24 protein-coding genes, 4 pseudogenes and 2 riboswitches are annotated in these 25,853 nt (G+C 72.2%); of the genes and pseudogenes, 19 read left to right on the top strand and 9 right to left on the bottom strand.

Annotation, left to right across the window (positions count from 1 at the left end; all coding sequences use genetic code 11):
* The first annotated feature begins 153 nt into the window (after positions 1 to 153).
* Positions 154 to 1,362, top strand: coding sequence for a lipase family protein (locus IEZ01_RS03055; RefSeq protein ID WP_019891316.1), 1,209 nt, complete (start codon positions 154 to 156; stop codon positions 1,360 to 1,362).
* A gap of 142 nt (positions 1,363 to 1,504) precedes the next feature.
* On the opposite strand, the gene IEZ01_RS03050 is transcribed toward IEZ01_RS03055, so the two are convergent.
* The 3 genes from IEZ01_RS03050 to IEZ01_RS03040 form a co-directional block, all read right to left on the bottom strand.
* Complete coding sequence (locus IEZ01_RS03050) at positions 1,505 to 2,119, bottom strand: DUF3995 domain-containing protein (RefSeq protein WP_229832627.1); 615 nt, start codon at positions 2,117 to 2,119, stop codon at positions 1,505 to 1,507.
* A 106-nt stretch (positions 2,120 to 2,225) separates the two neighbouring features.
* Positions 2,226 to 3,347 carry a sensor histidine kinase gene (locus IEZ01_RS03045; RefSeq protein ID WP_019891313.1) on the bottom strand — a complete coding sequence of 374 codons (1,122 nt, stop codon included), beginning with the start codon at positions 3,345 to 3,347 and terminating at the stop codon, positions 2,226 to 2,228.
* A gap of 5 nt (positions 3,348 to 3,352) precedes the next feature.
* Positions 3,353 to 4,075, bottom strand: a complete 723-nt coding sequence (locus IEZ01_RS03040; protein WP_019891312.1) for a response regulator transcription factor — start codon at positions 4,073 to 4,075, stop codon at positions 3,353 to 3,355.
* 131 nt (positions 4,076 to 4,206) lie between these two features.
* On the opposite strand from IEZ01_RS03040, the gene IEZ01_RS03035 reads away from it, so the two are divergent.
* A complete protein-coding gene (locus IEZ01_RS03035; protein WP_189199675.1) occupies positions 4,207 to 4,857 on the top strand; it encodes a GNAT family N-acetyltransferase in 651 nt (216 codons plus the stop codon).
* A 5-nt stretch (positions 4,858 to 4,862) separates the two neighbouring features.
* Here the strand turns inward: IEZ01_RS03035 and IEZ01_RS03030 are convergent, their stop codons facing one another.
* Positions 4,863 to 6,824, bottom strand: coding sequence for an amino acid adenylation domain-containing protein (locus IEZ01_RS03030; RefSeq protein WP_189199673.1), 1,962 nt, complete (start codon positions 6,822 to 6,824; stop codon positions 4,863 to 4,865).
* A gap of 14 nt (positions 6,825 to 6,838) precedes the next feature.
* Here IEZ01_RS03030 and IEZ01_RS35970 point away from each other — a divergent pair.
* From IEZ01_RS35970 to IEZ01_RS35965, 8 genes and pseudogenes are all read left to right on the top strand, one after another.
* Positions 6,839 to 7,579: pseudogene (locus tag IEZ01_RS35970) on the top strand (MFS transporter); the annotation flags it as partial.
* Positions 7,580 to 7,646: 67 nt separating this feature from the next.
* On the top strand, positions 7,647 to 7,865 hold the full coding sequence (locus tag IEZ01_RS34630) for a hypothetical protein (RefSeq protein WP_229832625.1): 219 nt from the start codon (positions 7,647 to 7,649) through the stop codon (positions 7,863 to 7,865).
* A 23-nt stretch (positions 7,866 to 7,888) separates the two neighbouring features.
* The gene (locus IEZ01_RS34625; protein ID WP_229832624.1) at positions 7,889 to 9,598 is read left to right on the top strand and encodes a condensation domain-containing protein; all 1,710 of its coding nucleotides are present in this window, start codon (positions 7,889 to 7,891) and stop codon (positions 9,596 to 9,598) included.
* A 56-nt stretch (positions 9,599 to 9,654) separates the two neighbouring features.
* Complete coding sequence (locus IEZ01_RS03020; protein ID WP_189199669.1) at positions 9,655 to 10,518, top strand: hypothetical protein; 864 nt, start codon at positions 9,655 to 9,657, stop codon at positions 10,516 to 10,518.
* Positions 10,519 to 10,573: 55 nt separating this feature from the next.
* A complete protein-coding gene (locus IEZ01_RS03015) occupies positions 10,574 to 11,140 on the top strand; it encodes a hypothetical protein (RefSeq protein ID WP_189199667.1) in 567 nt (188 codons plus the stop codon).
* A gap of 37 nt (positions 11,141 to 11,177) precedes the next feature.
* Entirely contained in the window at positions 11,178 to 12,191 is a 1,014-nt protein-coding gene (gene galE, locus IEZ01_RS03010) for a UDP-glucose 4-epimerase GalE (RefSeq protein ID WP_189199665.1), read from the top strand.
* 12 nt (positions 12,192 to 12,203) lie between these two features.
* Positions 12,204 to 13,400 (top strand): MalY/PatB family protein, encoded by a 1,197-nt coding sequence (locus IEZ01_RS03005; protein WP_189199663.1) that lies wholly within the window; start codon positions 12,204 to 12,206, stop codon positions 13,398 to 13,400.
* Positions 13,397 to 13,765, top strand: a pseudogene (locus IEZ01_RS35965) (NAD(P)-binding domain-containing protein); the annotation flags it as partial. The gene IEZ01_RS03005 and the pseudogene IEZ01_RS35965, both read left to right, overlap by 4 nt.
* Here the strand turns inward: IEZ01_RS35965 and IEZ01_RS34620 are convergent.
* Positions 13,720 to 13,860: a hypothetical protein gene (locus IEZ01_RS34620; RefSeq protein WP_229832622.1), complete on the bottom strand. Its 141-nt coding sequence runs from the start codon at positions 13,858 to 13,860 to the stop codon at positions 13,720 to 13,722. The pseudogene IEZ01_RS35965 and the gene IEZ01_RS34620 overlap by 46 nt on opposite strands.
* Before the next feature lie 99 nt (positions 13,861 to 13,959).
* Here IEZ01_RS34620 and IEZ01_RS02995 point away from each other — a divergent pair, with 99 nt between their 5' ends.
* Genes IEZ01_RS02995 through IEZ01_RS02985 form a run of 3 tightly spaced genes read left to right on the top strand, consistent with a single transcriptional unit; the run spans position 13,960 to position 15,699 of the window.
* Positions 13,960 to 14,256 carry an NAD-binding protein gene (locus IEZ01_RS02995; RefSeq protein ID WP_229832620.1) on the top strand — a complete coding sequence of 99 codons (297 nt, stop codon included), beginning with the start codon at positions 13,960 to 13,962 and terminating at the stop codon, positions 14,254 to 14,256.
* Positions 14,253 to 15,017: a hypothetical protein gene (locus IEZ01_RS02990; protein WP_189199657.1), complete on the top strand. Its 765-nt coding sequence runs from the start codon at positions 14,253 to 14,255 to the stop codon at positions 15,015 to 15,017. The genes IEZ01_RS02995 and IEZ01_RS02990 overlap by 4 nt, the downstream gene beginning before the upstream one ends.
* Positions 15,018 to 15,039: 22 nt before the next feature.
* Positions 15,040 to 15,699: a hypothetical protein gene (locus IEZ01_RS02985; protein WP_189199655.1), complete on the top strand. Its 660-nt coding sequence runs from the start codon at positions 15,040 to 15,042 to the stop codon at positions 15,697 to 15,699.
* A gap of 36 nt (positions 15,700 to 15,735) precedes the next feature.
* Here the strand turns inward: IEZ01_RS02985 and IEZ01_RS02980 are convergent, their stop codons facing one another.
* Positions 15,736 to 17,148: an aminopeptidase P family protein gene (locus IEZ01_RS02980; protein WP_028798248.1), complete on the bottom strand. Its 1,413-nt coding sequence runs from the start codon at positions 17,146 to 17,148 to the stop codon at positions 15,736 to 15,738.
* A 163-nt stretch (positions 17,149 to 17,311) separates the two neighbouring features.
* On the opposite strand from IEZ01_RS02980, the gene IEZ01_RS02975 reads away from it, so the two are divergent.
* Positions 17,312 to 18,304, top strand: coding sequence for a helix-turn-helix domain-containing protein (locus tag IEZ01_RS02975; RefSeq protein WP_040875239.1), 993 nt, complete (start codon positions 17,312 to 17,314; stop codon positions 18,302 to 18,304).
* 18 nt (positions 18,305 to 18,322) lie between these two features.
* On the opposite strand, the gene IEZ01_RS02970 is transcribed toward IEZ01_RS02975, so the two are convergent.
* The 3 genes and pseudogenes from IEZ01_RS02970 to IEZ01_RS02960 form a co-directional block, all read right to left on the bottom strand.
* Complete coding sequence (locus tag IEZ01_RS02970) at positions 18,323 to 18,922, bottom strand: DUF998 domain-containing protein (protein ID WP_028798247.1); 600 nt, start codon at positions 18,920 to 18,922, stop codon at positions 18,323 to 18,325.
* 86 nt (positions 18,923 to 19,008) lie between these two features.
* A complete protein-coding gene (locus tag IEZ01_RS02965; protein WP_189199848.1) occupies positions 19,009 to 19,554 on the bottom strand; it encodes a GNAT family N-acetyltransferase in 546 nt (181 codons plus the stop codon).
* A gap of 20 nt (positions 19,555 to 19,574) precedes the next feature.
* Positions 19,575 to 19,874 (bottom strand): annotated as a pseudogene (locus IEZ01_RS02960) (helix-turn-helix domain-containing protein); the annotation flags it as partial.
* 185 nt (positions 19,875 to 20,059) lie between these two features.
* Positions 20,060 to 20,284, top strand: a riboswitch (cobalamin riboswitch).
* Positions 20,285 to 20,483: 199 nt separating this feature from the next.
* On the opposite strand from IEZ01_RS02960, the gene IEZ01_RS02955 reads away from it, so the two are divergent.
* The 5 genes and pseudogenes from IEZ01_RS02955 to IEZ01_RS02935 all read left to right on the top strand — a co-directional run bounded on the left by IEZ01_RS02955 (position 20,484) and on the right by IEZ01_RS02935 (position 25,611).
* Positions 20,484 to 21,368 (top strand): GHMP family kinase ATP-binding protein, encoded by an 885-nt coding sequence (locus IEZ01_RS02955; protein ID WP_189199653.1) that lies wholly within the window; start codon positions 20,484 to 20,486, stop codon positions 21,366 to 21,368.
* Positions 21,365 to 22,379: pseudogene (locus IEZ01_RS02950) on the top strand (cysteine synthase family protein). Before IEZ01_RS02955 ends, IEZ01_RS02950 begins: the two are co-directional and overlap by 4 nt.
* Positions 22,376 to 23,638, top strand: a complete 1,263-nt coding sequence (locus IEZ01_RS02945) for an ATP-grasp domain-containing protein (RefSeq protein WP_189199651.1) — start codon at positions 22,376 to 22,378, stop codon at positions 23,636 to 23,638. Before IEZ01_RS02950 ends, IEZ01_RS02945 begins: the two are co-directional and overlap by 4 nt.
* Positions 23,631 to 24,893, top strand: coding sequence for an MFS transporter (locus IEZ01_RS02940; protein WP_019891289.1), 1,263 nt, complete (start codon positions 23,631 to 23,633; stop codon positions 24,891 to 24,893). The genes IEZ01_RS02945 and IEZ01_RS02940 overlap by 8 nt, the downstream gene beginning before the upstream one ends.
* Positions 24,862 to 25,611 carry a class I SAM-dependent methyltransferase gene (locus IEZ01_RS02935; protein ID WP_019891288.1) on the top strand — a complete coding sequence of 250 codons (750 nt, stop codon included), beginning with the start codon at positions 24,862 to 24,864 and terminating at the stop codon, positions 25,609 to 25,611. Before IEZ01_RS02940 ends, IEZ01_RS02935 begins: the two co-directional genes overlap by 32 nt.
* Before the next feature lie 58 nt (positions 25,612 to 25,669).
* Positions 25,670 to 25,848, top strand: a riboswitch (cobalamin riboswitch).
* The last annotated feature ends 5 nt before the right edge of the window (positions 25,849 to 25,853 follow it).

Here is a 25,853-nt window from a genome sequence, read left to right as displayed (position 1 = left end):
AACGAGCCGTACGGCATTGCCGAACGACAGATGTCATTGTCGTTGCTCACATGATCAGGCTTCACATTCTGTCCGACGCTCCATCACTGGATGCTCACATCCGGTCGATCATCGGTGCACAGCCTCGTAACCCTCACTTCCCCAGGGACCCTCATGAGATTCCTGCGCACCGCCGTGCCCACATTCGTCGCGCTGCTGGCCACCCTGATGGCGACCGCCACTCCGGCCACCGCCGTCGAGAGCGGCGACCTCCGCGACGACTTCTACACCCCACCGGCCGGTGAACTCAGCGCCGGGCCCGGCGAGGTGATCCAGTCCCGGGCCGCCGAATTCCGTATCGAGCCCACCGGCCTTGTCGACCAGCGCGTCCGCTCCTGGCAGTTGCTCTACGGTTCCACCGACACCGACGGCCGCCGGATCGCCGTCTCGGGAACCGTCCTCGTCCCCGAGGCCCCGTACGACGGACCGGGCCCCCGCCCCGTGGTCGCACACGCCATCGGCACCCACGGCCTGGGCGACAGGTGCGCCCCCTCGCGGGCGCTGGCCGAGGGCAGCCAGTACGAGAGCATCGTGATCAAGGCGATGCTCGACCGCGGCTGGGCCGTGGTCGCCACCGACTACCAGGGGCTCGGCACCCCCGGCGGGCACAGCTACGTCAACGGGCGCGCCGAGGGCCAGGCCGTACTGGACTCGGTGCGCGCGGCCCAGCGACTGCCCGGGACGGGCATCGTCCCCGACGCCCCGGTCCTCATCGCCGGCTACTCGCAGGGCGGTCAGGCGGCGAGCTGGGCGGCCGAGCTGCAGCCCTCCTACGCACCGGAGCTGAACCTGCGCGGCGCCTCGGTCGGGGCGCCCGCCGCCGATCTTCTGCTGGTCGCGCAGGGGGTGGACGGCAGCCCGGCCTTCGGCTTCGGCCTGACCGCCGCCGTCGGCCTCAAGCACGCCTACCCCGAACTCCCGCTGGAGGAGCTGTTCACCGACCACGGCCGCGAACTGCTGGCCGACATAGCCGACGACTGCACGCTGGAGATCGCCACCAAGTACGGCATGCACAGCTGGGACCGGCTGACCACCGAGGACCCCTTCACGCGGGCCGACTGGCGCGGCCGCCTCACCGAGCAGCAGGCCGGACGCCACCGACCGGCGGTGCCGGTGCAGCTGTACCACTCGCGCCTGGACGACGTGATCCCGTACCGGGCGGGCACCGAGCTCAAGGACCGGCTGTGCGGGCTCGGCGCGTCCGTCGACTGGGACACGTACGTGGTCCCCACCCATATCGCCACCTTCTACGCCGCCGCCCCGTCGACCGTCAGGTGGCTGGCGGACCGCATCGAAGGCCGGCCGGTGGAGAACGACTGCTGACCTCGGAAGTCGGTCCGAGGCCTGCGCCGTGGGGTCACAGCACGCGCCGCGCGACCGCGTCGTGCGGCGCCCGGGGTCCAAGAACTCCAGCACCGCTTGTTCGTACGCCCATGTGTCGGGCGCAGGATTCGAGACCGGCTCGTCAGCCGACACCGGTGACCACCGAGGCCAAGGACAGGAGCAACGCGCCCAGCGCCCCTACGGCGCCGTAATGCCTCAGCTCACGCCGGCCGTCGTGTCGGCGGACGTAGCGCGTGGCGGCCGCGGCGAAGGCCAGACCACCGGCGATGAACCACGGCCCCCACAGGTAGAGGTACCAGCGGGTCAACCCGGCCAGGTCGGGTGCGACGGCGCGCGCCCCGGTCTCGACCAGCACTCCGTGGACGACGAACAGACATCCGTGCCAGACGAGCAGCACGGTCGCGCCGCCGCCGCAGAACACCATGAACCGGCCCGTCCACTTGCCGCGACGGCGGGTCAGGCCGATACCGACCAGAGCCCCGAAGAGCTTCAGGAAACCGGTCACCCACAAGACGGCCAGGAACCACGGCACCCGGTCGTGAGCAAGCTTCATCAGCGCGGGAGCCACCGTCGACCGCGCACCGAAGGTGCCACCCAGCGCCCAGACGAAACTGGGTACCGCGAAGAGGATCCCCCATGCCGCGACGGCGAACCCGGGCCACATGCCCGGACGGAGGCGGAGGGCCAAGGCCGGGGCCGGACGCACGGCGGCGTCCGAAGAATGCTTGATCGTCACAACGCCACCGTCGCCGAACCCGGGCGCCAGGGCGTCGTCCGCGCGGACGATCACGCTCCCCCGCGCGGGGGAGCCACCTGTGATCGCGCCCGGGGCTGGACGGCCTTCAGGCGCCGGCCTTGGGCAGGGTCACCTCGAAACGGCAGCCGGCGGCCACGTTGCGTACGCTGGCGCGGCCCGCGTGGGCCTCGACGATGCCGCGGACGATGGCCAGGCCGAGACCCGCGCCGCCCGGGGGCGTGCGTGACTCGGTGCCGCGCCAGCCGGTGTCGAAGACCCGGGGCAGATCCTGCTCGCGGATCCCGCCGCACTCGTCGGTCACCGAGAGCACCACCGTGTCGTCCTCCCCGGACTCCGCGGCGATGGCGACCGTGCCGTCGGGCGGCGTCCGGTGGAGTGCGTTGCTGAGCAGGTTGCACAGGACGCGTGTCATCTCCCTGCCGTCGACCTCGATGGGGACCGGCGCGACCCGCTCTCCGACGAGCCGGACGCCGCGCTGCCGGGCGAGCGCCTCGACGCCGGCCATCGCGTCGCCGACCAGGTCGTACGTCGAGATGCGCGTCGGCATCAGGGCGAGGGCGCCCGCGTGGATGCGGGAGAGTTCGAAGAGGTCGCCGACCATGGTGTTCAGCCGCTCCGCCTCCGCCCGGATCTGGCGGAAGTACCGCTCGGGGTCGGCGGCCATACCGTCCTCAAGGGCTTCCGCCATGGCCCGCACCCCGGCCAGGGGCGTCCGCAGGTCGTGGGAGATCCATGCGACGAGCTCACGCCGAGAGGCCTCCAGCGCCCGCTCGCGTTCACGCGACTCGTTCAACTTGGCACTGGTGGAGGCCAGTTCGCGGCTCAGCGCGTCCAGTTCCGCGGTCCCGGCCTTCTCCGGCGCGGAGAACGAGCCGCCGTCACCGAAGGACCGCGCCGCCAGGGCCAGCGCCTCGCTGCGGGCGACCACCCATCGGCCCAGTACGAGCGCCAGCGTGAAGGAGACGACGGCCGCCATGGCGACGACCGTGGTGACCACGGTCAGGTCGTGTCGCGACAGGAACATGGCCCAGGCGACGGCGAGCGTCCCGGCGAGCATCGTGGTCACGGAGGCGGCCGCGACGACCGCCAGCGAGACCGCGGCCGACCGGTGCCGTACCGCGCGGAGGACCACGGCCCCGAGCGCACCGGCCGCGGCGGCGCCGCCCAGGGCGTAGCCGGCGATGAGGACGATGTCCTGCTCCCGCATCGTGGTCAGCCCTTCTCCGCGGAGGAGTCGAATCGGTAACCCACGCCCCAGACGGTCTGGATGAGCCGGGGGTTCGCCGGGTCCTCCTCGATCTTGGTTCGCAGCCGTCGCGCGTGGACGGTCACGGTGGACAGATCGCCGAACTCCCAGTCCCATACGTCCCGCAGGAGCTGCTCGCGGCTGACGGCCCGCCCCGGATTGCGCATCAGGTACACGAGCAGATCGAACTCGCGCAGGGTGAGGGCGAGTTCCTTCCCTCCCTGGAGGGCTCGGCGGGCGGCCGGGTCGACGACGAGGTCCGCGGCTCTCAGGAAGGTTCCGCTTCCGGCCTCGACGGCGACGGCCACGGCGTCCCGGCGGCGCAGTACGGACTGCACCCTGAGCACGAGTTCGCGGGGGCTGAAGGGCTTGGTGACGTAGTCGTCGGCGCCGACCTCCAGGCCGAGGATGCGGTCTTCCTCGTCTCCTCGCGCCGTGAGCATGATGACCGCGGGTGCCGGTGTGTGGTGGCGCAGGGCGCGGCACACGTCGATGCCGTCCAGTCCGGGCAGCATCAGGTCGAGGACGACGAGATCGGGATGCCCGCTCGTGGCGCTCGCCAAGGCTTCGTGTCCGTCGGCGGCGGTGTCGACGGTGAAGCCGGCGTTCTTCAGGTAGCCGGTGACTACCTCGGAGACCGTGGGGTCGTCGTCGACGACAAGGATCCGACGGGATGGTTCAGGGCGCATGCCGTCAGCCTCGCACGCCGCTCCGGACCCCGTCACGGCCGGGCCGTGGCCCGCGGTCCCCGGGCCTCAGGTGTTGATCTTCCCGCCGCCGGACCGGATGATCAACAGAATCGGCGACGAGCGGGAGAAGAGTGAAGACCGTACGACAGACCCTGGCAGACATCCTGGACGCGGCGGCGAACGGGCAGTTCCCAGCACCTGACGGCAGCACCACCGTGGTGCCCGCCCCGAGCCGGCGTGACACCGGAGTGATCGCCTTCACCGCGCACTCGGTCGTGTTCACCGACGAGGACCCCGGATGGGTCCGCGCGACTCTCGCCGCGCTGGACTGCGACGAGCTGGCCGCCACCATGAACCCGCGCTTTCTGAACGCGTTCCTCGACCGGACCGGACGCCGCACCGACACGATCGACCTCCTGACCGTCGCGCACTCCCTCCCCGGCCGCACCGCCCTGGACCTGCGGGAGATCACCGACCCGGTCCATCCCCGAGTGGTCCGCGCGCGCTGGCGCCGCGACGGCGTACGGGTATGGGTCGCCGACGGCGGAATCCTTGTCCTCGGCCGCGGGGTGGCAGGCCGCTGGGAAGCGGCGATCGAGGTGGACGAGGACGCGCGCCACCGTGGACTCGGCCGGGAACTGGCCGTCGCCGCCCGCCACCTCGTGCCCCCGGGCGAGCCGGTCTGGTCGCAGCAGGCGGCCGGCAATGCCCGCAGCATCCGCGCCTTCCAGGCGGCGGGGTACCGCCCCGTGGGCGCCGAGGCGCTGCTCCTGCCCGCATAGGTCGTTCAGGCCACCGCCCCCTGCCGGATCAGGGCGGCCCGGTCGACCTTGCCGTTCACGGTGCGGGGGAACGCGGCGAGGACGGTGATCCGCTCGGGGACCATGGGTTCGGGGAGGAGGTCGGTCAGCCGGTCGCGCAGCTCCACCGCATCGGGCTGGTCGGGGCCGGGGACGAGGGCGAAGGCGAGCAGTCCGGTGCTCGCGGAGTTGGGCACGACCACCGCCTCGCGGACGCCGGGGAGCGACGCCAGGTGGGCCTCCACGGCGCCGAGTTCGACCCGGTGCCCGCGGATCTTGACCTGGTGGTCCCGGCGGCCCACGAAGTCCAGCGTGCCCTGCGTGTTCCAGCGGACGAGGTCGCCCGTGCGGTACATCCGCGCGGGCGTGCCGTCGGGTCCGGCGTCGGCGAAGGGGTCGGGGAGGAAGACCCGTTCGGTGGCCTCGGGGCGGCCGTGGTAGCCGCGGGAGACCCCGGCGCCGCCGATGTGGAGCTCGCCGGTGACGCCCACGGGTACGGGCCGCCGCTCCTCGTCGAGGACGTACAGCCGCGTCCCGGGCACCGGGCCGCCGATGGTGACGGGCGCGGGAGCGTCGAAGCGCGCGTAGCTCGCCCAGACGGTGGCCTCGGTCGGGCCGTACTCGTTGAACAGCGTCACGGCGTCGCCGTGGACGGCGAAGTGCCGTTCCATGAGCGGCTCGGGCAGCGGCTCACCGGCGACGGTCACCGTCCTGAGGGTGGCCGTGGCCGCGGGGCCGGTCAGTTCCACGGCGTCGAGCAGGACGGCGTAGAGGGAGGGCACGCACAGCAGATGGGTGACCCCGTGCCGGGTGATCAGCCGGGCCAGCAGGGCCGGGTCGCGTACTTCCTGGGCGGTGGCGACCACGAGGTGGCCGCCCGCGGTGAGGGTGCCCCACAGGCCGGCCACGGAGGAGTCGAAGGCCAGGGGGGAGACCAGCAGGAAGACCGGCTCGCCGGGGTAGACCGTGCGGCGGGCCAGGGTCGAGGCCGCCAGCTCGCCGTGGCCGACGAGGACGCCCTTGGGTTCGCCCGTGCTGCCCGAGGTGTAGATCAGGTACGCGATGTCGTCGCCGCCCACGCCCACGGCCTCGGCCTCCGGGGTGGCGGTCTCGTCCACCAAGAGAGAGGGGTCGGCGCACACGCGGGGCAGTCCGGCGGCGACTGCCCGGGTGTCGGTGGCCGGTGTCACCGTCAGCGCCGCGACGCCCGCGTCGGACAGGACGGTGTCGATCCGCCGGTCGGGGTGGGCGGTGTCCACGGGGACGTACGCGGCACCGCACCGGAGGATGGCGAGGACCGCGGCCACCATCGCCGCGGAGGCTTCCGCCAGCACGCCGACCCGGGATTCCGGTGTGACACCGGCGGCGGTCAGCTCGCCGGCGAGGCGCGCGGCCCATGCGTCGAGCCGGCCGTAGGTGAGGGTGAGGTCGCCGCTGCTGACGGCCGGTCGCTCCGGGTGGGCCCTCATGTGGAGGGCGATCTGCTCATGGACGGGCATCCGCCGCTCGTCGGGCAGGGCTGGGCCACGGCCGAGTTCCAGCACGTCGTCGGTGCCCGGCGTGGCAGGGGCCGCCGAAGCGGGCCGCGCGCGGCGGGATGCGGGGGCGGGTGGAGCGGCGGGCCGGTCGACCGTCGCGTCCAGTTCCACCAGGGCGCTCTCGATGGCCAGCAGGGTCGGCTCGTGGCGCAGCATCTCCCGGTGGGTGACCGGGACGTCGTACGCACGGAAGTCGCGCAGGCCGAGTTCGGGCCAGTCGCGGTCCTCGCCGGTCAGGAGAGCCACGTCCTGCGGGTGGTACCGGTCCTGCGTGGCGAAGAGCCGTACGGGCAGGTCCTGAGGCTCGGGCCGGTGACCGGTCACCGCCGTCCAGAGGGACCCGAACACCTTGAGCCGGGCCTCGAACGAGGCGAGATCTCCTTCGAGGATGTCGACGCCCCGCGACCGCAACGCGTCGAAGACCTGTGCGGTGTCGAGGGTGTCTGGGCACCACGGTCGGCGCCGTCGGGACCTCCGTCACGCTTCTCGTCTATCCGCTGCTCGCGCTTTCCCTGACCGGCTCACCGCTTCTCGCCGGGCTGCTCGCCGCCACCCAGTCGGCGATCGCGGTCGTTCTCGGAATTCCCGCGGGCGCTCTGGCCGACCATGTGAGCAGACGGCGTCTCCTGCTGGTTTCGGAAGCGCTGAGAACGGCGGCGACCGCATGCGTACTCGCGGCCGTGCTGCTGGACCGGATCGACATCGGCGGACTTTTCGCGGCGGCCGTCGTCCTGGGTGTGTCGGGCGCGATCGGGATGCCCGTGCGGCGGCTCGCCCTGCGCTCGATCGTGCCCGACGAGCAGCTCCGGCAGGCGTTGAGCCAGGACGAGATCCGGGTCAACATCGCCATGCTGACCGGCCCTCCCGCGGCCGGTGTGCTGTTCGCATGGGGCCATGCGCACCCCTTCGTGGCCGTCCTGGCGTGCTACTGCGCCTCCATGGCGTCCGCGTTCCTGACCAGGCTTCCGGCGAACGGGCAGGGCAGCGGCCGGCTCTCGGCCCGTGCGCTGGTCGCCGGCTCTGCGGTCGGGCCGCGCGTGCTGTGGAAGGACCCGGTCCTGCGCTCGGTCACCGGTCTCATGGCGCTGGAGAATTTCATCTTCGCCGCGCTCAACATCATTCTGATCAATTACTTCCAGAGCAAGGGTGTCGATGCGAAGACGATCGGCCTCGCCCTTTCCGGGGAAGCGATCGGATATCTGACCGGCGCGGCGCTGGTGACCCGGCAGGAGCATGCCGGGGCGGAAACCCGACGCCGTGCGGGGGCGGGTGATCTCCGGCAGCTTCACCATCCTCGCCGCGGGCGGTCCGCTCGGCAGCGCCGCGGCCGGTGTGCTGCTGGGACACCTGACGCCGCACACCGCCATCGGACTGCTGTGTCTGATCCTCGTCCTGCCGCTCGGCGCGGCGACCGTCTTCCGCAGACTCCGCACCGCCACCTGGCCTGCCTGATCCACCTCCCCCCAAGGACTCACGTGATCACGAACCAGCGTCATGAGCACGCCCCCGCCGACCTCGACCACGGACACCTCCAGGACCTGGTGTGCGCACAGGCCACGGCGGTCCTCGGAGGCCCGGTCGCCGCCTCGGACAACTTCTTCGCCCTGGGGGGCGATTCCCTGAGAGCAGGACGGTTCGTCATGCGGCTCACCCGCGCCCTGGAGGGCCGTGGTGGCATCGAGCTCCAGGACGTGTTCGATGCGGAGGACTTCGCCGCCCTCACCGCCCGGGTGGGGGAACGCCTCGCCGGATCCGGCGACGGGCCGGGCGAGCCGACGGTGCCGGCGCCCCGGACCGCTCCCCCACCCACCCGTGAACCCGCGCCGGGCGACGTACCACTGACGTACGGTCAGCTCCGGCGGCTCCAGCGGGACGCCGAATCCGTAGGGCAGCGGATCCCCCACCATGTCTCCCGCGTCTTCCATCTGACCGGCCTCCTCGACCTGGTGAGCCTGGAGGCCGCGTGCCACGACCTGCTGGCACGTCACGCGTCACTGCGCACGTGCTTCGCGCCGGATCCGGCCGGCGAGGCCCATCGGGCGTTCCGCCTCGACACCGGTGAGCTGAACGTCGACCGGCTGTTCCGCGTCCGTCCCCTGCCCGCCGGTGCGACGGTGGAGGACGAGGCGGAGGCGGAGCAGACAGCCCTCTTCGATCTGGCCACCGAGGCGAAGCTGCGCGTCCTGGTGCTCACCACGGGCGCGGGGACGGCCACCGTCGTCATCACCACGGAACATCTCGTCTGCGACGGCGACTCCTTCACGGTCCTGGTCCGCGACCTGTCCGCGCTGTACAACCGGCGTACCGGCGCGGCGGCCGACGAGGCCGGCCCGCTCCCGGAGATCGAGGCCCGGTGCTGGGCGGAGGAGGAGTCGGGCCGGCAGCACGCGGCCCTTGAGGAGCGCCTGGCCCACTGGCGCACCCGGCTGGATCCGCTGGAGGCGCTGCCCGAGGTGCGGCTGCCCGGGATGCGCGACCCCGCGGTCTGGCCGACGACGGCCGCCCAGTGCCACGGGCACCTGAGCGCGCAGGCCGTGGAGCGGCTGCGCGCCGCCTGCGCGGCCGAGTCGGCGACGCTGTTCTGCGGCTTCGTCGCCGCGCTCGGCCTCGCGGTCCTGGACGACGCCGGGCACACGGTGGCGGGCATGGTGAGTCCGTCGTCCGGCCGTCCGCCCGGGTGGGAGCACCATGTCGACTGGTTCGCCACCTCCGTCATCAACCGGTTCAGGATCAACGCGCAGTTGCCGGTCCGTGAGGTGACCCGTTCCGCGAAGCACTCGGTGGCGACGGGACTCGCGAACGCCGTTCCGCTGCCGCTGCTGCTCGAGCACCTGCAGTACAACCGCGACGTGGAGCAGAGGTGGCGTCCCTGGCTCTACCTGGCGCTCGACACGTACGAGGACACGCCGCTGAAGCTGCACGGCGTGCGCGTCGAGCCCGCGGCCGCGGACGTACAACTCGCGCTGCGGGCCGGGCTGACGCTGCGGATCGAGACACGGCCGGACGCGAGCGCGTCCGTCCTTCTGCAGTACGAGCGGGAGGTGTGGTCCGCGGAGCGGGCCGAGGAGTTCATGGCGACGTTCCTCCGCATGGTGGACCTGGTCTCCGACCATTCCGAGGGCGCCGGTGTGGCCGCCCTGCTCGCCGTGCACCGGGCCTCGGCCGCCGACGGCCCGCGCCCGTAAAAGGGACGCGCGCGCCGACCCCCGCCCCCCACTCCCCACGAATCAGGAACAGCAGCATGGTGCACCCATCCGGACCGCCGACGACCACGACCACGATCCCGTCCCCGGTCGAGCCCACAGGGCAGCCGGTGGTCCTCGTCCTCGACTACCCCGGTCACCGGCCCGAGGAGAAACTGACCGGTCTCCGGCTCGAAGCCGCCGGCTTCGACGTCCGCTACGTACTGACCAGGCCGCTGCCCCGGGACCTGTCCGCCGACGCGTACGCCCGACGCGCGCTGCAGGCAGCCGGTGAGCTGCCGCACGGCGTGCACGCGGTGCTCGCCTACTGCATGTCGGCCTCCCTCGCCCAGCACGTCGCCGTGCTCACCTCGGCGTCGCATCTGCTCCTCCTCGACGCCGAGCGGTCGACGCCCGCCGTGATCGCGAAGGAACTGCTGTCCGTGCTGCGGTCGTTCACGCCGGGCGCCGAGCTGCCCGCGTGGTGGAGCGAGGAGGCCGTCAGTCACCGGCCGGAGGAGGTCATGGAGCGGGTCGAGGGCCATCTCCACTCGGTGATCGCGGCCGCTCTGGCGGAGGACGACTCCGGCGACGATCTCCCGGGCGCTCAGCCCGACCCGGCCGTGCTCCAGGTGGCCCGGACGATGGCCGGCACCTACCTCGACTGGCTGGCACATCTGATGGCCGCTCACCGTGGCGCCCTTCCGGCGTTCGCCGGACGCTCCGCCCACCTCGTGTCGGCGGACCACCGCCTGCCCGGCTCGTGGGACGGGATCGCCACGCTCGACCACCACCGGGTGGCGTGCGCCCGCGAGAGCCTCGCGGTCGACGAGGAGACCCGCCGGATCACCCTGGAACTCCTGGGAGCACAGCCACACTTCAGCAGTCCGTACGGGGGAAACAGTTATGCCGAGTCCGCTTGAGCAAGCACTGCCGGCCGCGCAGCGGAGGTCGGCGACGGTGGCCACGCTCGGGCCCGTGGGCACGGACGCGCACGCCGAGGCGGAGCGGCACTTCGGCCGTGTCCTGCTCGCCGACTCCTTCAACGCCGCCATGGACCTCGGGCTGGCCGAGGGAGTGCTCGTGCTCGTCGCGGCCGGGTTCGTCGAGCGCGACGAGCAGCGGGTGGTGGACAGTTGGGTGGACATGCACTTCCGGAACCTCGACCTGATGCGGCTGGTCGCCACCTGGGAGAGCCCCACCAAACCCATGTGCGTCGCCGTCAACCCGGCGCGGGTGGCGGGGGTCGAGGAGATGCGCTCGGTGGCCATCCATCCGGCGACGGCGGCCTTCGCCCGCAGATACGCGCCGCACGCCGTGCCCACCTACGTCAACGCGAAGCCGATCGCCGTGCGGTGGGCGTCCGAGGGGCGGGTCGACGGATGCATCGGCTCGCTGGACGTCGTGCAGGACAGTGCGGGTCTCGAGGTCCGGCACGTGTGGCAGCCGACGATGGTGTGGTGCCTCTACGAACCGAAGGCCGGCCGCGGCCGGGCCACCGTGCCGTCGGCGCCCGGTTCGTCCACCGGCGGCGCACATACTTGACCCGCCTCATCCCATCGGACAGATCACAGGACCATCCATGAAGATCCTCATCGCCGGCGGCGCCGGCTTCATCGGCAGCACGGTCGCCTCCGCATGTCTCGACGCCGGCATCGAACCCGTCGTACTCGACAATCTGGTCACCGGCCGCAGGGAGTTCACGGCCGGGCGGACCTTCTACGAAGGCGACATCGCCGACGGCCGCCTGATCGACGAGATCTTCGCCGCGCACCCGGACATCGAAGCCGTCATCGACTGCGCCGCGCTGATCGTCGTACCCGAATCGGTGGCGCAGCCGCTGCGCTACTACACGGAGAACGTCGCCAAGGGCATCACCTTCCTGGGCCACCTGGCCCGTAACGGCTGCCGGCGCTTCATCTTCAGCTCGTCGGCGTCCATCTACGCCACCGCCGACGACTTCTCCGTCGACGAGACGTCGGAGCTGGCACCGCTGAGCCCGTACGCCCGCACCAAGGCGCTGTTCGAGACGGCCTTGGAGGACATCAGCTCCACGGGCGAGATCCGTGTCGTCTCGCTGCGCTACTTCAACCCCATCGGCGCGGACCCGAAGATGCGTTCAGGGCTTCAGGTGCGCCGCCCCACGCACGCTCTGGGCAAGATGATCGAGGCCCACCGCCTCGGCGAGACCTTCCAGATCACCGGGGTCGACTGGCCCACCCGGGACGGCTCCGGCATCCGCGACTACGTGCACGTGTGGGACCTCGCCGAGGCCCACGTCCAGGCGCTGCGCCGCTTCGATTCCGTCTTCGAGGCCGAGGCCGGGGCCGGCAGCTCGTACCAGGTCGTCAACCTCGGTACGGGGACGGGCACGACGGTCCGCGAACTGCTCGACGCGTTCGCCAACGTGACCGGCAAGCCCCTGCCGGCCGTGGAGACGGACCGGCGACCCGGTGACAACGCCGGCGCCTACTCCCGCGGGGAACGCGCCGCCTCCCTGCTCGACTGGCGGCCGCGGTACTCCCTCGAAGAGGGGATCCGGGATTCCCTCACCTGGTTCGAAAAGCGCGATTCCATCATCGATACCGACGCATAGGCACAAGGTGACATGAGCCTCGACCACCCACCGCCCCTCGACCTGGCGGCCCTCTCCGGCGGACTGCCGTCGACGGACGGTCCGCAGCCGCTGTTGTCCGCCAAGTATCCGAGCGCCATCGGCGCGTGGGTGGCCGAAATGGCCTACGCCGTGGCCCGGCCGATCCACACCGCTCTGGAACGGGAGATGGGAGCCGGGACCCTCGGCTACAACGACCCCGTCAGCATCGGCCGGGCCCGCGAATCCGTCGTCCGCCGGATGGGCGACACCTACGGCTGGACCGTACGCCCCGAATCCATCGGGTTCGTCAGCGACATAGTGACCGGCTTCGGCGCCGTGCTCCGTCACTTCCTCCCGCAGGCCAGCACGATCGTCGTCCCCACGCCCGCGTACACGCCCTTCCTGACCGTGCCGCGGCTCTTCGGCCACCAGGTGGCGGAGGTTCCCGGGCTGATCGGCGAGACGGGCCACCGCATGGACCTGGCGGGCATCGAGGCGGCCCTGAGCCGGGGCGCGCGGATGGTGGTCCTGTGCAATCCGCACAACCCGACGGGCCGGGTCTTCTCCGCGGAGGAGCTCTCCGACCTGGTCGCGCTCGTGGACGCGTACGGCGCGCGGGTCTTCAGCGACGAGGTCCACGCGCCGCTGACCCTCACCGATGCTCCGCACCTGCCCTACGCGGGGCTCGGTGAGATCGCGGCCGGGCACACCATCACGGCCACCTCCGCCTCCAAGGGGTGGAACACCGCCGGCCTCAAGTGCGCTCAGCTGATCTTCTCGGCCCCGGCGGACCTCCGTCTGTGGCAGGGCATCGCCGACTTCTACCTGCGCTCCGTCTCCCGGCTGGGGGTGGCCGCGCTGTGCGCCGCGTACGACGAGCCGGAATCACAGCAGTGGCTCACGACCGTGCGCGACCGGCTCGCCCGCAACAACGCGCTGGTGGGAGAGACCCTCGCGGAGCGACTGCCGCAGGTCCTCCCCTACCCCGCCGAGGCGACGTACCTGGCCTGGCTGGACTGCCGCCGGCTGGGCGTCGACGAACCCGCCGCCTTCTTCCGCGAGCACGCGGGGCTCGCCATGTCCGACGGGACGGAGTTCTCGGCGCCGGGTCACCTCCGGCTCAACTTCGCCCTCCCCGAGGGGGTGCTGCACCGCGCCCTCTCCGCGCTCGTCCGCGGTGCCGACCTCCTCCAGTCCGGAAAGCGATGACACACATGACCAAGGTCCTGGTGGCCGGCTACGGCGTCATGACCCGCGGCATCCTCCCCCACCTCCTCAAGAGCGGCGAGATGTCGGTCCTCCTCCACAGCCGTCATCTCGACGCCTCTCCGCACCCCGAGGTCCGGCTCGTCGGGGAAGAGGACATCTCGTCGTGCCGGCCCGACGTCGTGATCGGGTGTTTCGAGGACGACGCGCGCAGCCGGGAGTTCTGGACGTCGCCGGGCACGACCGCGGCGCTCACCGGGCGCCGGGCGGTCTGCGTCGAGCTGTCCACGCTCAGTCCCGGGTGGATCGACGCCTGGCATCGTTACGTGGGGAGCCTGGGCGCGGTCTCCGTGGAGTGTCCCGTCACGGGCAGCCGTCCCGGTGCGGGCAGCGGCACGCTGTCGGCGTTCCTCCACAGCAGCGCGGACGACCCCCGGGTGGACCAGGTGCTGGGGTCGTTCACGAGCCGGCGGTACGTCTTCGGACGGCGGGCCATCCCACCCGCTTCAAGCTCGTCTACAACGCCTGGGGCGCGGCGCTGCTGCACTCCCTCACCGCGTTCGTGCCCACCCTCAGGCAGGTGCTCGGCGACGACTTCGACGTGGCGGGCGACATCATCACCGGCGACGGCTGGATGTCCCTCGTCTGCGCCAGCAAGCTCGACCGCATGGTCGAGGAGCGCTTCGACGACCCGGACTTCGCACTACGCCACATGATCAAGGATCTGGGATACGCCCAGGAGGTCCTCGGCCCCTCCCACGAGCTCCTCGACCTGGTCCACCGGTCCTTCGCGCAGGCAGCGTCCGTCTACGGCGGCGACGCCGACTACACGGCCGTGACCGGGGTGGTGCGCCGATGAAGGCATCGGACATCGCGAGCCTGCCGGCGTATCTGGCGGGGGCCTTCGCCGACGTGACCGCGGCCTCCGTGGCGCTCTCGGGTTCCCTCTCGCGCGGGGACGCCCGGATCGCCGGCGGCCGGGTCCTCTCGGACCTCGACCTGATACCCGTCGTCGACTCCGCCGACGACGTCACCCTCGCGCGCAAGCAGCTGGAACCGGTCCTGCGGGACCTGGCCGACCACTACGCCGTCACCTGCACCGCGGCGATCACCCTTCGGGAGAACTTCCTCCGCGCCAGGCACGCCGGCTACGTCACCAGCATGCGCACCCGGCCCTTCCTCTGCGACCCGCTCGGCCTGCAGGAACAGCTGGACTCCCGCGCCGACGTGGCCGGCGGGGGCGACGAGCTCCTGCCGTGGCTGGCCCAGCCGGTGACGTACTACCTCGCCAAGGCGGGCGCGACCCGCCCGGGGGAGAACCTCGCCAAGGCCGCCCTCGCCGCCCGTCGGCTGGTGGGAGCCGCGGCCCCCGGACGGGAGGCCGAGCTGCTCGGGCCCGAGCACGGGGAGCCGCGGGCCGAGGTGTGCCTGCGTGCCCTCCGCGCGGTCGCCGTGACGCACCGGCTGACCCTGCTGCCCTCCTCGCGGGAGTTCCTCGCCCGGAGGTCCGGGACCCACGACCCCGAAGAAACGTTTCACGCGGTTCGTGACCGCGCGTTCCTCGAAAACCAGGGCCTGCCTTTCGCACAGTCCGCGATGGCGGCACGGCCCTCCGCCTGAGAGATCCCGAGAAGAGCCCCCCATGACCCTTCGCCTGCCCAACTCCTTTTCCTGTACGTCCCGTACGGCCGTCCTCGAGAGCGAGGACCCCATCGACTTCCGGCCCCTGGCTCAGCCCGGGCTGCCGGAGCGGATCGCCGCCCGGCTCGTGACGCGACGCTTCCTGGTGACGCGCTCCCACGTCCGTTCCACGGTGTCCGGGGACCACACCATCGACTTCAGCGAGACCCTGGTGAAGATCCCCGTCAGGGTGGGAGAGCGCAGCCATCTCTTCCCCGTGGTCACCTACGTCGACCACGAGTACTCCCTGATCCGCGGGTACCTGCTCGGCTTCCACAAGCTGCTGGCCCCACCGGCCGGTGACGGCGACCGGTGGACGACGCGGATGCCCGGCTTCGACGTCGACCTGCGGGCCGAAGGCGACCTGCCGGGTGGTGAGGCCGATCTGCCGCCCGAGCAGTCCCACCCCTTCCTGCTGTGGACGGACTACGCGGTGGGCGAGGCTCACTCGCACGGTCTGCGCACCCTGACCGTCGAGCGGTACGAGCGCCAGCGCGTCGGCTTCCTCCGCCCGGCCCGGCCCGAGAAGCAGACGGCGGCGAACGGCACGGCGCGCGTCGCCTCGCTGTACGAGATCGCCGACCGCTTCGACCTCACGGGCGTCAAAGCGGTCGACGGCTGAACCTCACGGCCCGTCCGGGCCTGGAGCTCGGCGGGCTCAGCCCGCGAGGCGGGCCATCCACGCCTCGACGTCGTCGGCGGACCTCGGCAGGCCCGCCGACAGGTTCTCGTGGCCGTCCTCGGTGACGAGCAGGTCGTCCTCGATCCGGACGCCGATGCCGCGCCACTCCTCGGGCACGGTGAGGTCGTCCGGCTGGAAGTACAGGCCGGGCTCGACGGTGAGCACCATGCCCGGCTCCAGCACGCCGTCGACGTACTCCTCGTTCCGCGCCGCCGCACAGTCGTGGACGTCCAGGCCGAGCATGTGGCCGGTGCCGGCCATGGTGAAGCGGCGCTGGAGGCCGAGCTCGTACGCGCGGTCGGCCGGGCCTTCGATGAAGCCCCACTCGACGAGCCGGGCCGCGAGGTGGCGCTGCGCCGCCTCGTGGAAGTCGCGGTAGGCGGCGCCCGGCTTGACGGCGGCCATGCCGGCCTCCTGGGCCTCGTACACCGCGTCGTATATCTCGCGCTGCAGCGGCGTGAAGGTGCCGCTGATGGGGAGGGTGCGGGTGACGTCGGCGGTGTAGAGGGTGTGCGTCTCCACCCCGGCGTCGAGCAGGAGCAGGTCGCCGGGGCGCACGGGGCCGTCGTTGTCGGTCCAGTGCATGATCGTGGCGTGGTCGCCTGCGGCGCAGATCGAGCCGTAGCCGACCGCGTTGCCCTCAAGCCGTGCGCGGCGGAAGAACGTGCCCTCGATCCACCGCTCGGACGACGCGATCGCCCGGGAGAGCTCCTCGATCACGTCCGTGAATCCGCGCACGGTGGAGTCGACGGCCTTGCGGAGTTCGGCCACCTCCCAGTCGTCCTTGACGAGGCGGAGGTCGCCGAGCGCCTCTTCGAGTTCGGCGTCGCGCTCCTCGTCGGTGGTGACGGCGGCTTCGAGGGCGGGGGCGATGCCCCGGACGATCCGGGTCGGCGCGCCGGAGGAGGCGGCCAGGTCCTGGACCGCCGTGCGGACGTCGCGGCAGGGCAGGCCGAGGACGAGCTCGGACTCGGCGAGGGAGCGGCGCCGGCCGGTCCACAGCTCCGCCGTGGCGCCGGTCCAGAATTCGTCGTTGTCCCTGCTGTCGCGCGGCAGCTGGTAGCAGTAGGCGTCGTGGCCGCCGTCGGCGCGGGGTTCGAGGACGAGCGCGCCGTCGCGGGCCTTGTCCCCGGTCATGTGCACATAGCCGGAGTACGGCCGGAAGGGGTAGAGGTCGTCGTTGGACCGGACCTTGAGACCCCCCGAGGGGATCACGAGGCGTTCGCCGGGGAAGCGCTCCGAGAGCGCGGCGCGGCGGCGGGCCGCGTACGGGGCCTGCTCGTCGAGCCGCAGGTCGCGCCGCTCGGTGTCCGCCCAGCCGGTCCGCATCAGGGCGGAGAGCTCTTCGGAGATGGAGGAGTAGAGACCGTTCTTTCGGCCTTTCGCCACGTCGTACACCTTCTTCTGGGTGGGTTCCACAAGCCGGACTCGCCACCGGCGGGGGCCGGCGGCTCCCGGACGGTATCCCGCACCGCGCGCACCGGGTGCCCAGAAGTGCCACTGGCACAGATCGGCCACAGCGACCGCGGAGGGCCCGCCGCGGCCGTCCATAATGCGGGCTGTGACGAACGAGAAACTCGGTGAGGCCCTTCGGCTTCTGGGCATCGGCCAGGCGGCGAGCAAGGTCTATCTGGGGCTGCTGGAACAGGCGCCCGCGCCGCTGAGCGCGATCGGCGCCGCGGCCGGTCTGGACGACGCGGAACTCGCCGCGGGGTACACCGCGCTGGTCGACGCCGGGCTGGCCAGCGCGGCCGAGGAGGGCGCGGACGTGGTGGCTCCGGTTCCGCCCGCGGCGGGCCTGGAGATCCTCGCCCGGCACCGGGCGGCCGAGGTGGAAGAGTCGCGGATCACCGTCGGGGGCGCGTTCGAGTCGTTCCGGCGCCAGCGGCTGGCGGCGTACAACGGCAATCTCGTGGAGGTGGTCACCGGTGACGCCATCGGTCCCCGGATCCGTCATGCCTGGGCGAGCGCCCGCGAGCAGATCCGGCAGTTCGAGTCCCCGCCCTACTTCCCCCTGCCCGGGGCCACCGACGACGCGCTGGCCACGCTGGCCCGCGGGGTGACGCAGCGCGTCGTGTACTCGCGGGCGTCCCTGGAGCATCCCGGGCATCTGAAGGACGTCATCGAGCCGTGCATCAAGGCCGGGGAACAGGCCAGGGTGCTGCCGTCGGTGCCGGTCAAGCTGGTGATCATCGACGAGGCGTATGCACTGGTGTCGTTGTCGATCAAGGAGGCCGACGTGCACAACACGATGCTGGTCGTGCAGCCGTGCGGTCTGCTCTCCGCGCTCGTGGCGCTGTTCGAGCAGTCCTGGCAGAACGCCCTGCCGTTCCACGGCCGCACCACTCGCCCGGGCGGCCTGTCCCCCGCCGACCGCCGCCTGCTGTGGCTGCTCGCGGGCGGGGCGAGCGACGACGTCATCGCCCGTGAGATGGGCATCAGCCGCCGGACGCTCTTTCGCCGTGTGCAGATACTGATGGCCCAGCTAGGCGCCGCGAGCCGCTTCCAGATGGCTCTGCAGGCCCAGCGCTGCGGCTGGTTGTGACCGGCGCGGTGGGGGTCGTCAGGCCGGGGATCTGCCGTTGCCGGGGTGTCTGAGGCAGGAGGCGACGACCAGGAAGGGCCACAGCGACTGCATGCAGGTCACCAGGCGTTCGGCGACGCCGGGGGCGCCTTGCCCCTGCATCTCCCACACGAACCAGCCCGCGCCGAGCGCCATCGCGGCCGTCGCCATGAGAGAGGGCGCGGGCCGAAGCGCCCATGGTGCGGCGTCGCCGCGGACGGCCGCCAGCACCGGCCACACCGCCAGCAGGGTGAACCCGACCGCCGCGACCGACCCGTGGCGCAGCGAACCCCCGCTGCTCGGCGCCGGAACCAGCACCACTCCCAGCGCCGCGAGCCCGCCCCCGCCCAGCGCGAGCCGTCCGGCGAGCGCGGCCGGCCGCAGCCCCAGGGCGGTCAGCAGATGGCAGGCGCCAAGACCGAGCAGCGCCCCGGTCATCACCCAGAACCCGGCGGCCCCGTACGCCGCCAGGACGCTGATCGTCTGAGTGGCCGGATCGTAAGTGGGCCCCTCAAGCACCGCCGCGACCGTCCATCCTCCGGCCAGCAGGAGAGGGGCACACCCCGACGACACCAGGGCCCACCTGGGAACAGCTCGCATCGGCCCACCGTAGAACGCACCCTCGGCCCCCCCGCCGCGCACACGCGGACAGGCCGAATCCGAATGGGTGACCGACCGGTCCCGGGTCACCGTGCGGGGGTCGGGCGGTCCGCCCGGTAGATGTAGTGGGCGCGGTCGTCGACGGGGTTGTCCGGTTCCAGCGAGGCCTCGGCGACGCGGCGCAGGCCCGCTTTCTCCAGGACGCGCCAGGACGCGCGGTTGGCGGCGTGCACGGGGACGATGACGGCGGTGGCGTCCAGGTGGTCGGTCCAGGTGGCCGCGACCACGGCCCGGATCATGCGGGCGCCGAGTCCCCGGCCGGTCAGGCGCGGATCGCCGATGAGGTAGTCGAGGGTGACGGCTCCGTCGGGTACGTCGACCTCGGCGGCCAACTCCGCGAGGTACTCGGGGTAGTCGGTGAGGCGGCAGCGTTGTACGAGGCCGATCGGTTCGCCGTCGAGCATGACGAGCAGGTCCTCGGACGGCTCCTGGCCGCGGGCGGCGGGGCCGAAGTCGCGGTCGACGCCTTCGGGGGACGTGTCGTGGTTCCACCAGCGTGCGACGTGCGGCTGGGCGAGCCATCTGCCGAGGAGGGGGAAGTCTCCTTCGCCGATCCGGCGCCAAGTGATCACGGGCATGTCTCTTCTCGGGGTCAGCCGGGCTCGACGAGACCGTGGCGGTAGGCCAGGGCGACGAGTTGGGCCCGGTCGCGGGCGCCCAGTATGGTCAGGGCGCGGCTGATGTGGGTCTTGGCCGTGGCCGGGCTGATGACCGGCCGGGCGGTGATCTCGTCGTTGCTGAGCCCCTGGGCGGCGAGCGCGACGACCTCGCGCTCCCGTGTGGTGAGCTGCGCGAACACGTCGCCGTTCGCGGCGGCGGGCTGGGTCGTCCGGGCGATGAGCCGTCGGGTGAGCCCGGGCGAGAGGAGTTCCTCGCCGCCGGCGACGACCCGGGACCAGGACAAGGGCTTGATGGGCCAGTTCGTGATAGTCCCGCCCGGCACCGAGGACCACACCCCGCGCACCCTGCCCGGCACCGGCCCGGGCCACCATCACTGACCCGTGGCCCACCCCTGTCCACCGACCACAATCGGACAATCGCGAAAGGCGCTCTGTCGTGGCGTGAAGAGCCGCATCTACGCTGATGGACGCAGTCGGTTCGTGCCGCCGGGTCCGGTGGCGCGTCGTAAGAGGGAACCCGGTGCGATTCCGGGACTGTCCCGCAGCGGTGAGTGGGAACGAACGCCGTCAGAGGCACTGGGCTCCATCCGGGGGCCCGGGAAGCGACGGCCGGTAGATGTGCGCCGGAAATCCGGTGGACGCGCCCACGAGTCCGAAGACCTGCCAACTGCGCACGTGCGGAGCGCGCGTGCTGTTCACGGTGACCTCGAGGGCTGGGTCGGCGGTGCGGGCGGATCGGCACGCGTGGGCGCGTGGCCGTCACCTCGCTGTCCGGGCACCCTCGGGGCCGGGACGGCGAGGGAGGACATGCACGTGATCACGGCGCCAGGCGGCGGCGCGGACCGTCGGCCCGTCCATGTGCGGCCGCCGCACGGCGTTCGATGCTGACGCTCGCGGGACGGGCCCCTGCCCAGGTCTTCTCCGGTGTCTGCCACGGCACCCTGGGCGAGCTCTACCAGGGACCGCTGCGGGCCGGCGGCGCTGTGGACATCGCCCTGGTGTCGTTCCCCGTGGACCGGCACTCCTGGGTGTACTTCACCCCCGGCGCGCGGCCGCCGGACCCGTCGCCGCTCGGGGAGAAGGCGGCGACAGCCGTCCGCCTCTTCCTGGACCGCTTCGGGCTGACGCTGCCCCCCGGTCGCTGGAGCGTCCACAGCGACCTGCGTGTCGGGGTGGGCATGGCAAGTTCGACGGCCGACATCGTCGCCACGCTGCGCTGCCTCTTCCGGGTCTTCGGTGTGCCGTACGACGTCGACACGGTCATCGCCGTCCTGGCCGCGATCGAACGTGCCGACAGCGTCTTCCTCGACGAGTTCGCGCTCCACCTGAGCGGCCGGCACCGGGTCGTACGACGCCTGGGCACCGCCGTCGGCTTCCACACGGCGTTCGTCGCGGAGCCCGGGACCGTGGACACGGCCGCCGTGACCCCCGTCCTGCTGCGGCACTACCGGCGGCGCGCGGAGGAGTACGGGCGGTGCCTGACCGATCTGCTCAAGGGCTTCTCCGCCGCCGACCCCGCCGCGGTGGCCCGGGCGGCGACCACCAGCGCCGTGCTGTCCCAGGAGGCCCTGCCGAAGCGGAGCTTCGACGCCGTGCTCGCGCACCGCGAGGAGTTCGACGCCGACGGGGTCTTCGTCGCCCACACCGGTTCCCTGATCGGTTACCTCTTCACCGGCCGGCCCGCCCCCTCCGCCAAGGACGAACTGTCCGCGTTCTTCCACTCGCTCGGCCACCAGTGCTCTTTCGCCCAAGGAGGCTATGGGTGATCCACCCCCACATCGCCGACGCCCTGAAGACCCCCGACCTGGTCCGACTGACCGACTCGACCGTGCTGCTCCGGTTCGAGTCGATGAAGATCTATTCGGCGCTCGCCGCCGTCCGCCATCTGCTCGAACGGGGCACCGTCCGGCCGGGGCAGACCCTCGTGGACAGCTCCAGCGGCATCTACGCCTACGCCCTGGCGCTGGCCTGCCACCGCTACGGCATGCGCTGCCACATCGTGGCGTCCACCACCGTGGACGCCACCACGCTCGCCCAGCTGGAGATCCTCGGCGCCACGGTCGAACAGGTCAGGCCGTCGGAGAACCTCAGGCTGGACCAGGAGTTACGGGTGCGGCGCGTCGGTGAGTTCCTCGCCGAGCGGCCCGACGCCCACTGGATGCGCCAGTACCACGACGACATCCACTACCTCGGCTACCGCGAGGTGGCGGACCTCGTGGCGGCCTCCGTGCCCGCTCACCGTGGTCGGCGGCGTCGGCTCCGGGGCGTCGACCGGCGGACTCGTGGAGCACCTGCGCCGCCGCGACCCGTCCGTCCGGCTGGTCGGCGTCCAGCCGTTCGGCAGCGTCACCTTCGGCAGCCAGGACCACCACGACCCGGAGGCGATCATCGCCGGGATCGGTTCGTCGATCGTCTTCGACAACGTACGCCACCATCTCTACGACGCCCTGCACTGGACGGACTTCACCCACGCCATGGCGGGCACGGTCGGCCTGCTGCGCGACCATGCCGTCTTCGCCGGTCTGTCCACCGGCGCCGCTTACCTGGCCGCCCTGTACGAGGCGCGCCGCCACCCCGACCAGCTCCATCTGGTGATCGGCGCGGACACCGGTCACCGCTATGTCGAACGCGTCCACGCCCGGCACGCGCAGGCCCCGGACCCGGCGGCGCTGAAACCGGTCGAGGTGACCTCCATCGACCAGATGCGGATGCCCTGGTCGACGATGGCGTGGAACCGGACCCCCTGCCCGGCACAGTGGAAGGAATCGGCGGCATGACCCTGGTCTGCCTGGAATCGCTCACCTTCGGCCTTGGGCACCTGGTGCGCGCCGCCGAGGCGCACGGTGAACGGCTGCGGCTGCTGACCGGCGATCCGTCCTGGTACTCCTACGAGCTGTCACGGCTTCCCGGTGACGCCCTCGACGTGGTGGAGACCGACACCTTCGACCCGGAGCAGGTGGCGGACCAGCTGTCCCGTACGCCGGAGCTGCACGGTCTGATCAGCTCCACCGACACCTGGACCCTCGTCGGCGCCGAGCTGACCGAGCGGTTCGGCCTGCCCGGCCTGGACCCGGCCGTCCTGCGGCTGACCCGGGACAAGGCCGCCGTGCGCGACCGGCTGTACGAGAAGGGGCTGACCCGGGCGCGCGCCGTGTCCGCCGACGGCGCTCACCTGGCGGCGCTCGTCCGCGCGGAGGTGGGGTTGCCGGCGATCCTCAAGGACAGCGCGGGCACGGGCAGCCAGAACGTCTGGCTCGTCCGGGACGAGGAGGAGCTGGCCGGGGCCCTGCGGCAGGCCGCCGGGCGTCCGCTGAAGGGCAGGCTGTTCGCCGAGCCGCACTTCTCCGGCCCGGTCTACAGCGCCGAGACCCTGACCTGGGCGGGGCGGACGCGGCTGCTCGGCGTCTCCAGCCGGCTGATGTCGCCCGAGCCGCGGTTCCGTGAGGAGATCACGGCGTTCCCCGTCGCGTTCCCCGAGCCGCGCCGGGCGTCGCTCGAGCGGTGGCTCGACGAGCTCCTGGCCGTCGTGGGCTACACCGACCGCTTCGCCCATGTGGAGTTCGCCCTCACCGCGTCCGGCCCCGAGCTGGTGGAGATCAACCCGCGGATCGGGGGCGCGCTCGTCGGCGAGGGCATGTGCCGGGCCCTGGGCGTCAACGTGTACGAGGCGATGGTGGAGGCGGCCCTCGGCCGCAGGCCCCGACTCATGGACGCGGAGCTGCCAGGAGGGCCGGCCGTGGCGTTCGTGCTCGGTTACCCGGACCGGCCCGGGGTGTTCACCGGGGTCGGCGGGCTCGACCGGCTGACGGGCATGCCCGGCTCCCCCGCGTGGTACCCGATCAAGCGGATCGGCGACCTCGTCGAGCACCTGGACGACAGCCGGGGTTACGCGGGCATCGTCTACGCGGAGGGCGAGACGGCCGAGCTGGCCACGCACTGCGCGGTGGCCGCCGCCAACGCCGTACGGGTGGTCACGGAGCCCTTCCCGCAGCAGCGAGGAGCCCACCGGCTGTCGGAGCGGACAGCCGGTGGCTGAACAGTCCTCCGGGGCGGTCACGTTGCGCGGCGCGCTGGGCACGCTGACCGGCCCGCTGCGGTTCCTGCTGCTCAGCTCGTTCCTCATCCCGCTCGGCAGCTTCATGGTGCTGCCGTTCATGTCGGTGTTCCTGCACGAACGGCTCGGCATGGGGCTGGGGTCGGTCGGGGTCGTGCTGGCGCTGGCCTCCCTGGTGCAGTTCTCGGGGGGTGTCGTCGGAGGGGCGCTCGCCGACCGGTTCGGGCTGCGGCGGATCATGGTGTGGGCGCTGGTGATCCGCACGGCGGGGTTCGTCGGCCTGGTCGCGGCGCTGCGCTGGCCGCCGCTCGCGGTGGGGGCGCTGATCCTGACCTGCTGCGGCGCCGCGCTCTACCTCCCCGCCAACAAGGCGTACCTCGTACACGGGGTGGACGAGGTACGGCGACCGGCCTTCCTGTCCGCGGGCAACGCGGCGCTGAACGCGGGCATGGCGGTCGGTCCGCTGATCGCCGGGCCGTTCGTGCTCTCCTCCCCCGGCCCGCTGTTCGTCGCCGTCACCGCGCTGTTCGCGGTGGTCGCCGTGGGCCACGCCCGGCTTCCCGCGGCCGGAGACGTGCCGCGGGACGCAGGGACCGGGCCCTCCGGGCTGCTCTCCGGGATCGCGGTCCTGCCCTTCGCCGCCAACGCGCTGGCGTTCTACCTGTACTTCCACTTCCAGCACTATCTCGCCGTGTACGCCGTGGAGCGCGCCTCCAGCGAGTTCTACAGCGTGGTCCTGCTCGTCTGCTTCGTGCTGGTCATCGTCGTCCAGCCGCCCGCGTCCGGCCTGATCCGGCGGGCGCCGTACGCCCTGGCCCTGGCGGTCGGGTTCACGGCGCTCGCCGGCGGGCTCGCGGTGCTGGCGATCGGTACCAGGCCGGCCCTGCTGGCCGGCGGCGCGCTCATCACGCTCGGCGACGTCGTGCTGTTCCTGAAGAACGACCTGGAGGCGCTGCGCCGCGGCCCCCGGTCCGACGCCGTGGTCTTCGGCCAGCAGCGGCTGGCCGCCGGGCTGGGCGCCTGCGCCAGCGGGGTCGTCGGCGGACAGCTGTACGGCGTGGGCGAACGCGCCGGAGACACCGGATGGTTCTGGCTGCTGGCCGCCGCGCAGTGCCTGCTCCTGCCCCCACTGCTGCTCATGCTGCGGCGCCCGGCGATCGCGGCGCCCGGCGGCCACGACGACAAGACGAAAGGGACGACGCCCGATGACGCACACCGGCGGATTCCAGGACGATGACTTCTGGACCGAATTCCACGACTTCCTCTTCTCCGAGCAGCGGTACTCCCAGGCCGAGGAGCTGCTCGACACCTCTCCCCTGCTGTCCTTCCCCGCCGGGGCCCGGGTGCTGGACCTGTGCTGCGGTCCGGGGGTGTTCACCGTGCCGCTGGCCCGCCGCGGCTGCGAGGTGACCGGGGTGGACCGCAGCGGGGCGATGCTGGACCGGGCACGGAAGCTGGCCGCGGAGGCGGGGGTCGGTCCGCGGTACGTACAGGCAGACGTGCTGGAGTACGCCGATCCCGGCGCCTTCGACGCCGTCCTCAACATGTTCACGTCGTTCGGCTACTTCGAGGATCCCGCCGACAACGCGCGCGTGCTGCGTCAGATGCGCACCAGCCTGGTACCGGGCGGCACGATGCTCCTGGACGTGGCGGGCAAGGAGCTGCTGGCCCGCAAGGTCGTACCGCCGAAGGTCGTCCAGCGGGGGGACGACCTGCTCGTGCAGACCGACACGGTCCTGGACGACTGGGCCCGGCTGCGCAGTGACTGGGTGCTGGTCCGGGGCGAGCGCGTCACGCGGGCGAGCCTGGTGTGGTTCGTCTACAGCGCGGTGGAACTGCGGCGGATGGCGCTGGAGGCCGGGTTCGTGGACGTCGAGGTCTTCGGCGGGTTCGACGGCCGCCCGTACGACCAGGACGCCGAGCGGCTGATCCTTCGCGCCGCCCGCCCGAGGTAGGGCCACCCGCTTCCAGGGGCGCACGGCCGAGGCCGTGCGCCCTTTGCGCCACCGGGGCGGAACCGTAGTATCACCTGGTCATCACCGCGACGGGAGACAGGAAGCCGGTGCGATTCCGGCACGGTCCCGCCACTGTGACCGGGGAGTGCACCCTTCGACACGCCACCGCGCACCGCGGGAGGCCTGGGGACACGTCGATCCGGGAGTCAGGACACTGGCCTGTCGCGGGCCCGGTCCGAGGA

This window comes from Streptomyces purpureus, assembly GCF_014648195.1.
Classification (GTDB): Bacteria; Actinomycetota; Actinomycetes; order Streptomycetales; family Streptomycetaceae; genus Streptomyces; species Streptomyces purpureus.
This window is presented reverse-complemented; position numbering and strand designations above follow the sequence as displayed.

Excerpts from the sequence above, each read along its gene's own strand:
- IEZ01_RS03055 (WP_019891316.1), top strand. The coding sequence starts at position 154 with ATGAGATTCCTGCGCACCGCCGTGCCCACATTCGTCGCGCTGCTGGCC.
- IEZ01_RS03020 (WP_189199669.1), top strand. The coding sequence starts at position 9,655 with ATGGTGCACCCATCCGGACCGCCGACGACCACGACCACGATCCCGTCC.
- IEZ01_RS02970 (WP_028798247.1), bottom strand. The coding sequence starts at position 18,922 with ATGCGAGCTGTTCCCAGGTGGGCCCTGGTGTCGTCGGGGTGTGCCCCT.
- IEZ01_RS02985 (WP_189199655.1), top strand. The coding sequence starts at position 15,040 with ATGACCCTTCGCCTGCCCAACTCCTTTTCCTGTACGTCCCGTACGGCC.
- galE (WP_189199665.1), top strand. The coding sequence starts at position 11,178 with ATGAAGATCCTCATCGCCGGCGGCGCCGGCTTCATCGGCAGCACGGTC.
- IEZ01_RS03045 (WP_019891313.1), bottom strand. The coding sequence starts at position 3,347 with ATGCGGGAGCAGGACATCGTCCTCATCGCCGGCTACGCCCTGGGCGGC.
- IEZ01_RS02945 (WP_189199651.1), top strand. The coding sequence starts at position 22,376 with ATGACCCTGGTCTGCCTGGAATCGCTCACCTTCGGCCTTGGGCACCTG.
- IEZ01_RS02975 (WP_040875239.1), top strand. The coding sequence starts at position 17,312 with ATGCGGGCTGTGACGAACGAGAAACTCGGTGAGGCCCTTCGGCTTCTG.
- IEZ01_RS02935 (WP_019891288.1), top strand. The coding sequence starts at position 24,862 with ATGACGCACACCGGCGGATTCCAGGACGATGACTTCTGGACCGAATTC.
- IEZ01_RS03005 (WP_189199663.1), top strand. The coding sequence starts at position 12,204 with ATGAGCCTCGACCACCCACCGCCCCTCGACCTGGCGGCCCTCTCCGGC.
- IEZ01_RS03040 (WP_019891312.1), bottom strand. The coding sequence starts at position 4,075 with ATGCGCCCTGAACCATCCCGTCGGATCCTTGTCGTCGACGACGACCCC.
- IEZ01_RS02955 (WP_189199653.1), top strand. The coding sequence starts at position 20,484 with ATGCTGACGCTCGCGGGACGGGCCCCTGCCCAGGTCTTCTCCGGTGTC.
- IEZ01_RS34630 (WP_229832625.1), top strand. The coding sequence starts at position 7,647 with ATGCCGGGGCGGAAACCCGACGCCGTGCGGGGGCGGGTGATCTCCGGC.
- IEZ01_RS02990 (WP_189199657.1), top strand. The coding sequence starts at position 14,253 with ATGAAGGCATCGGACATCGCGAGCCTGCCGGCGTATCTGGCGGGGGCC.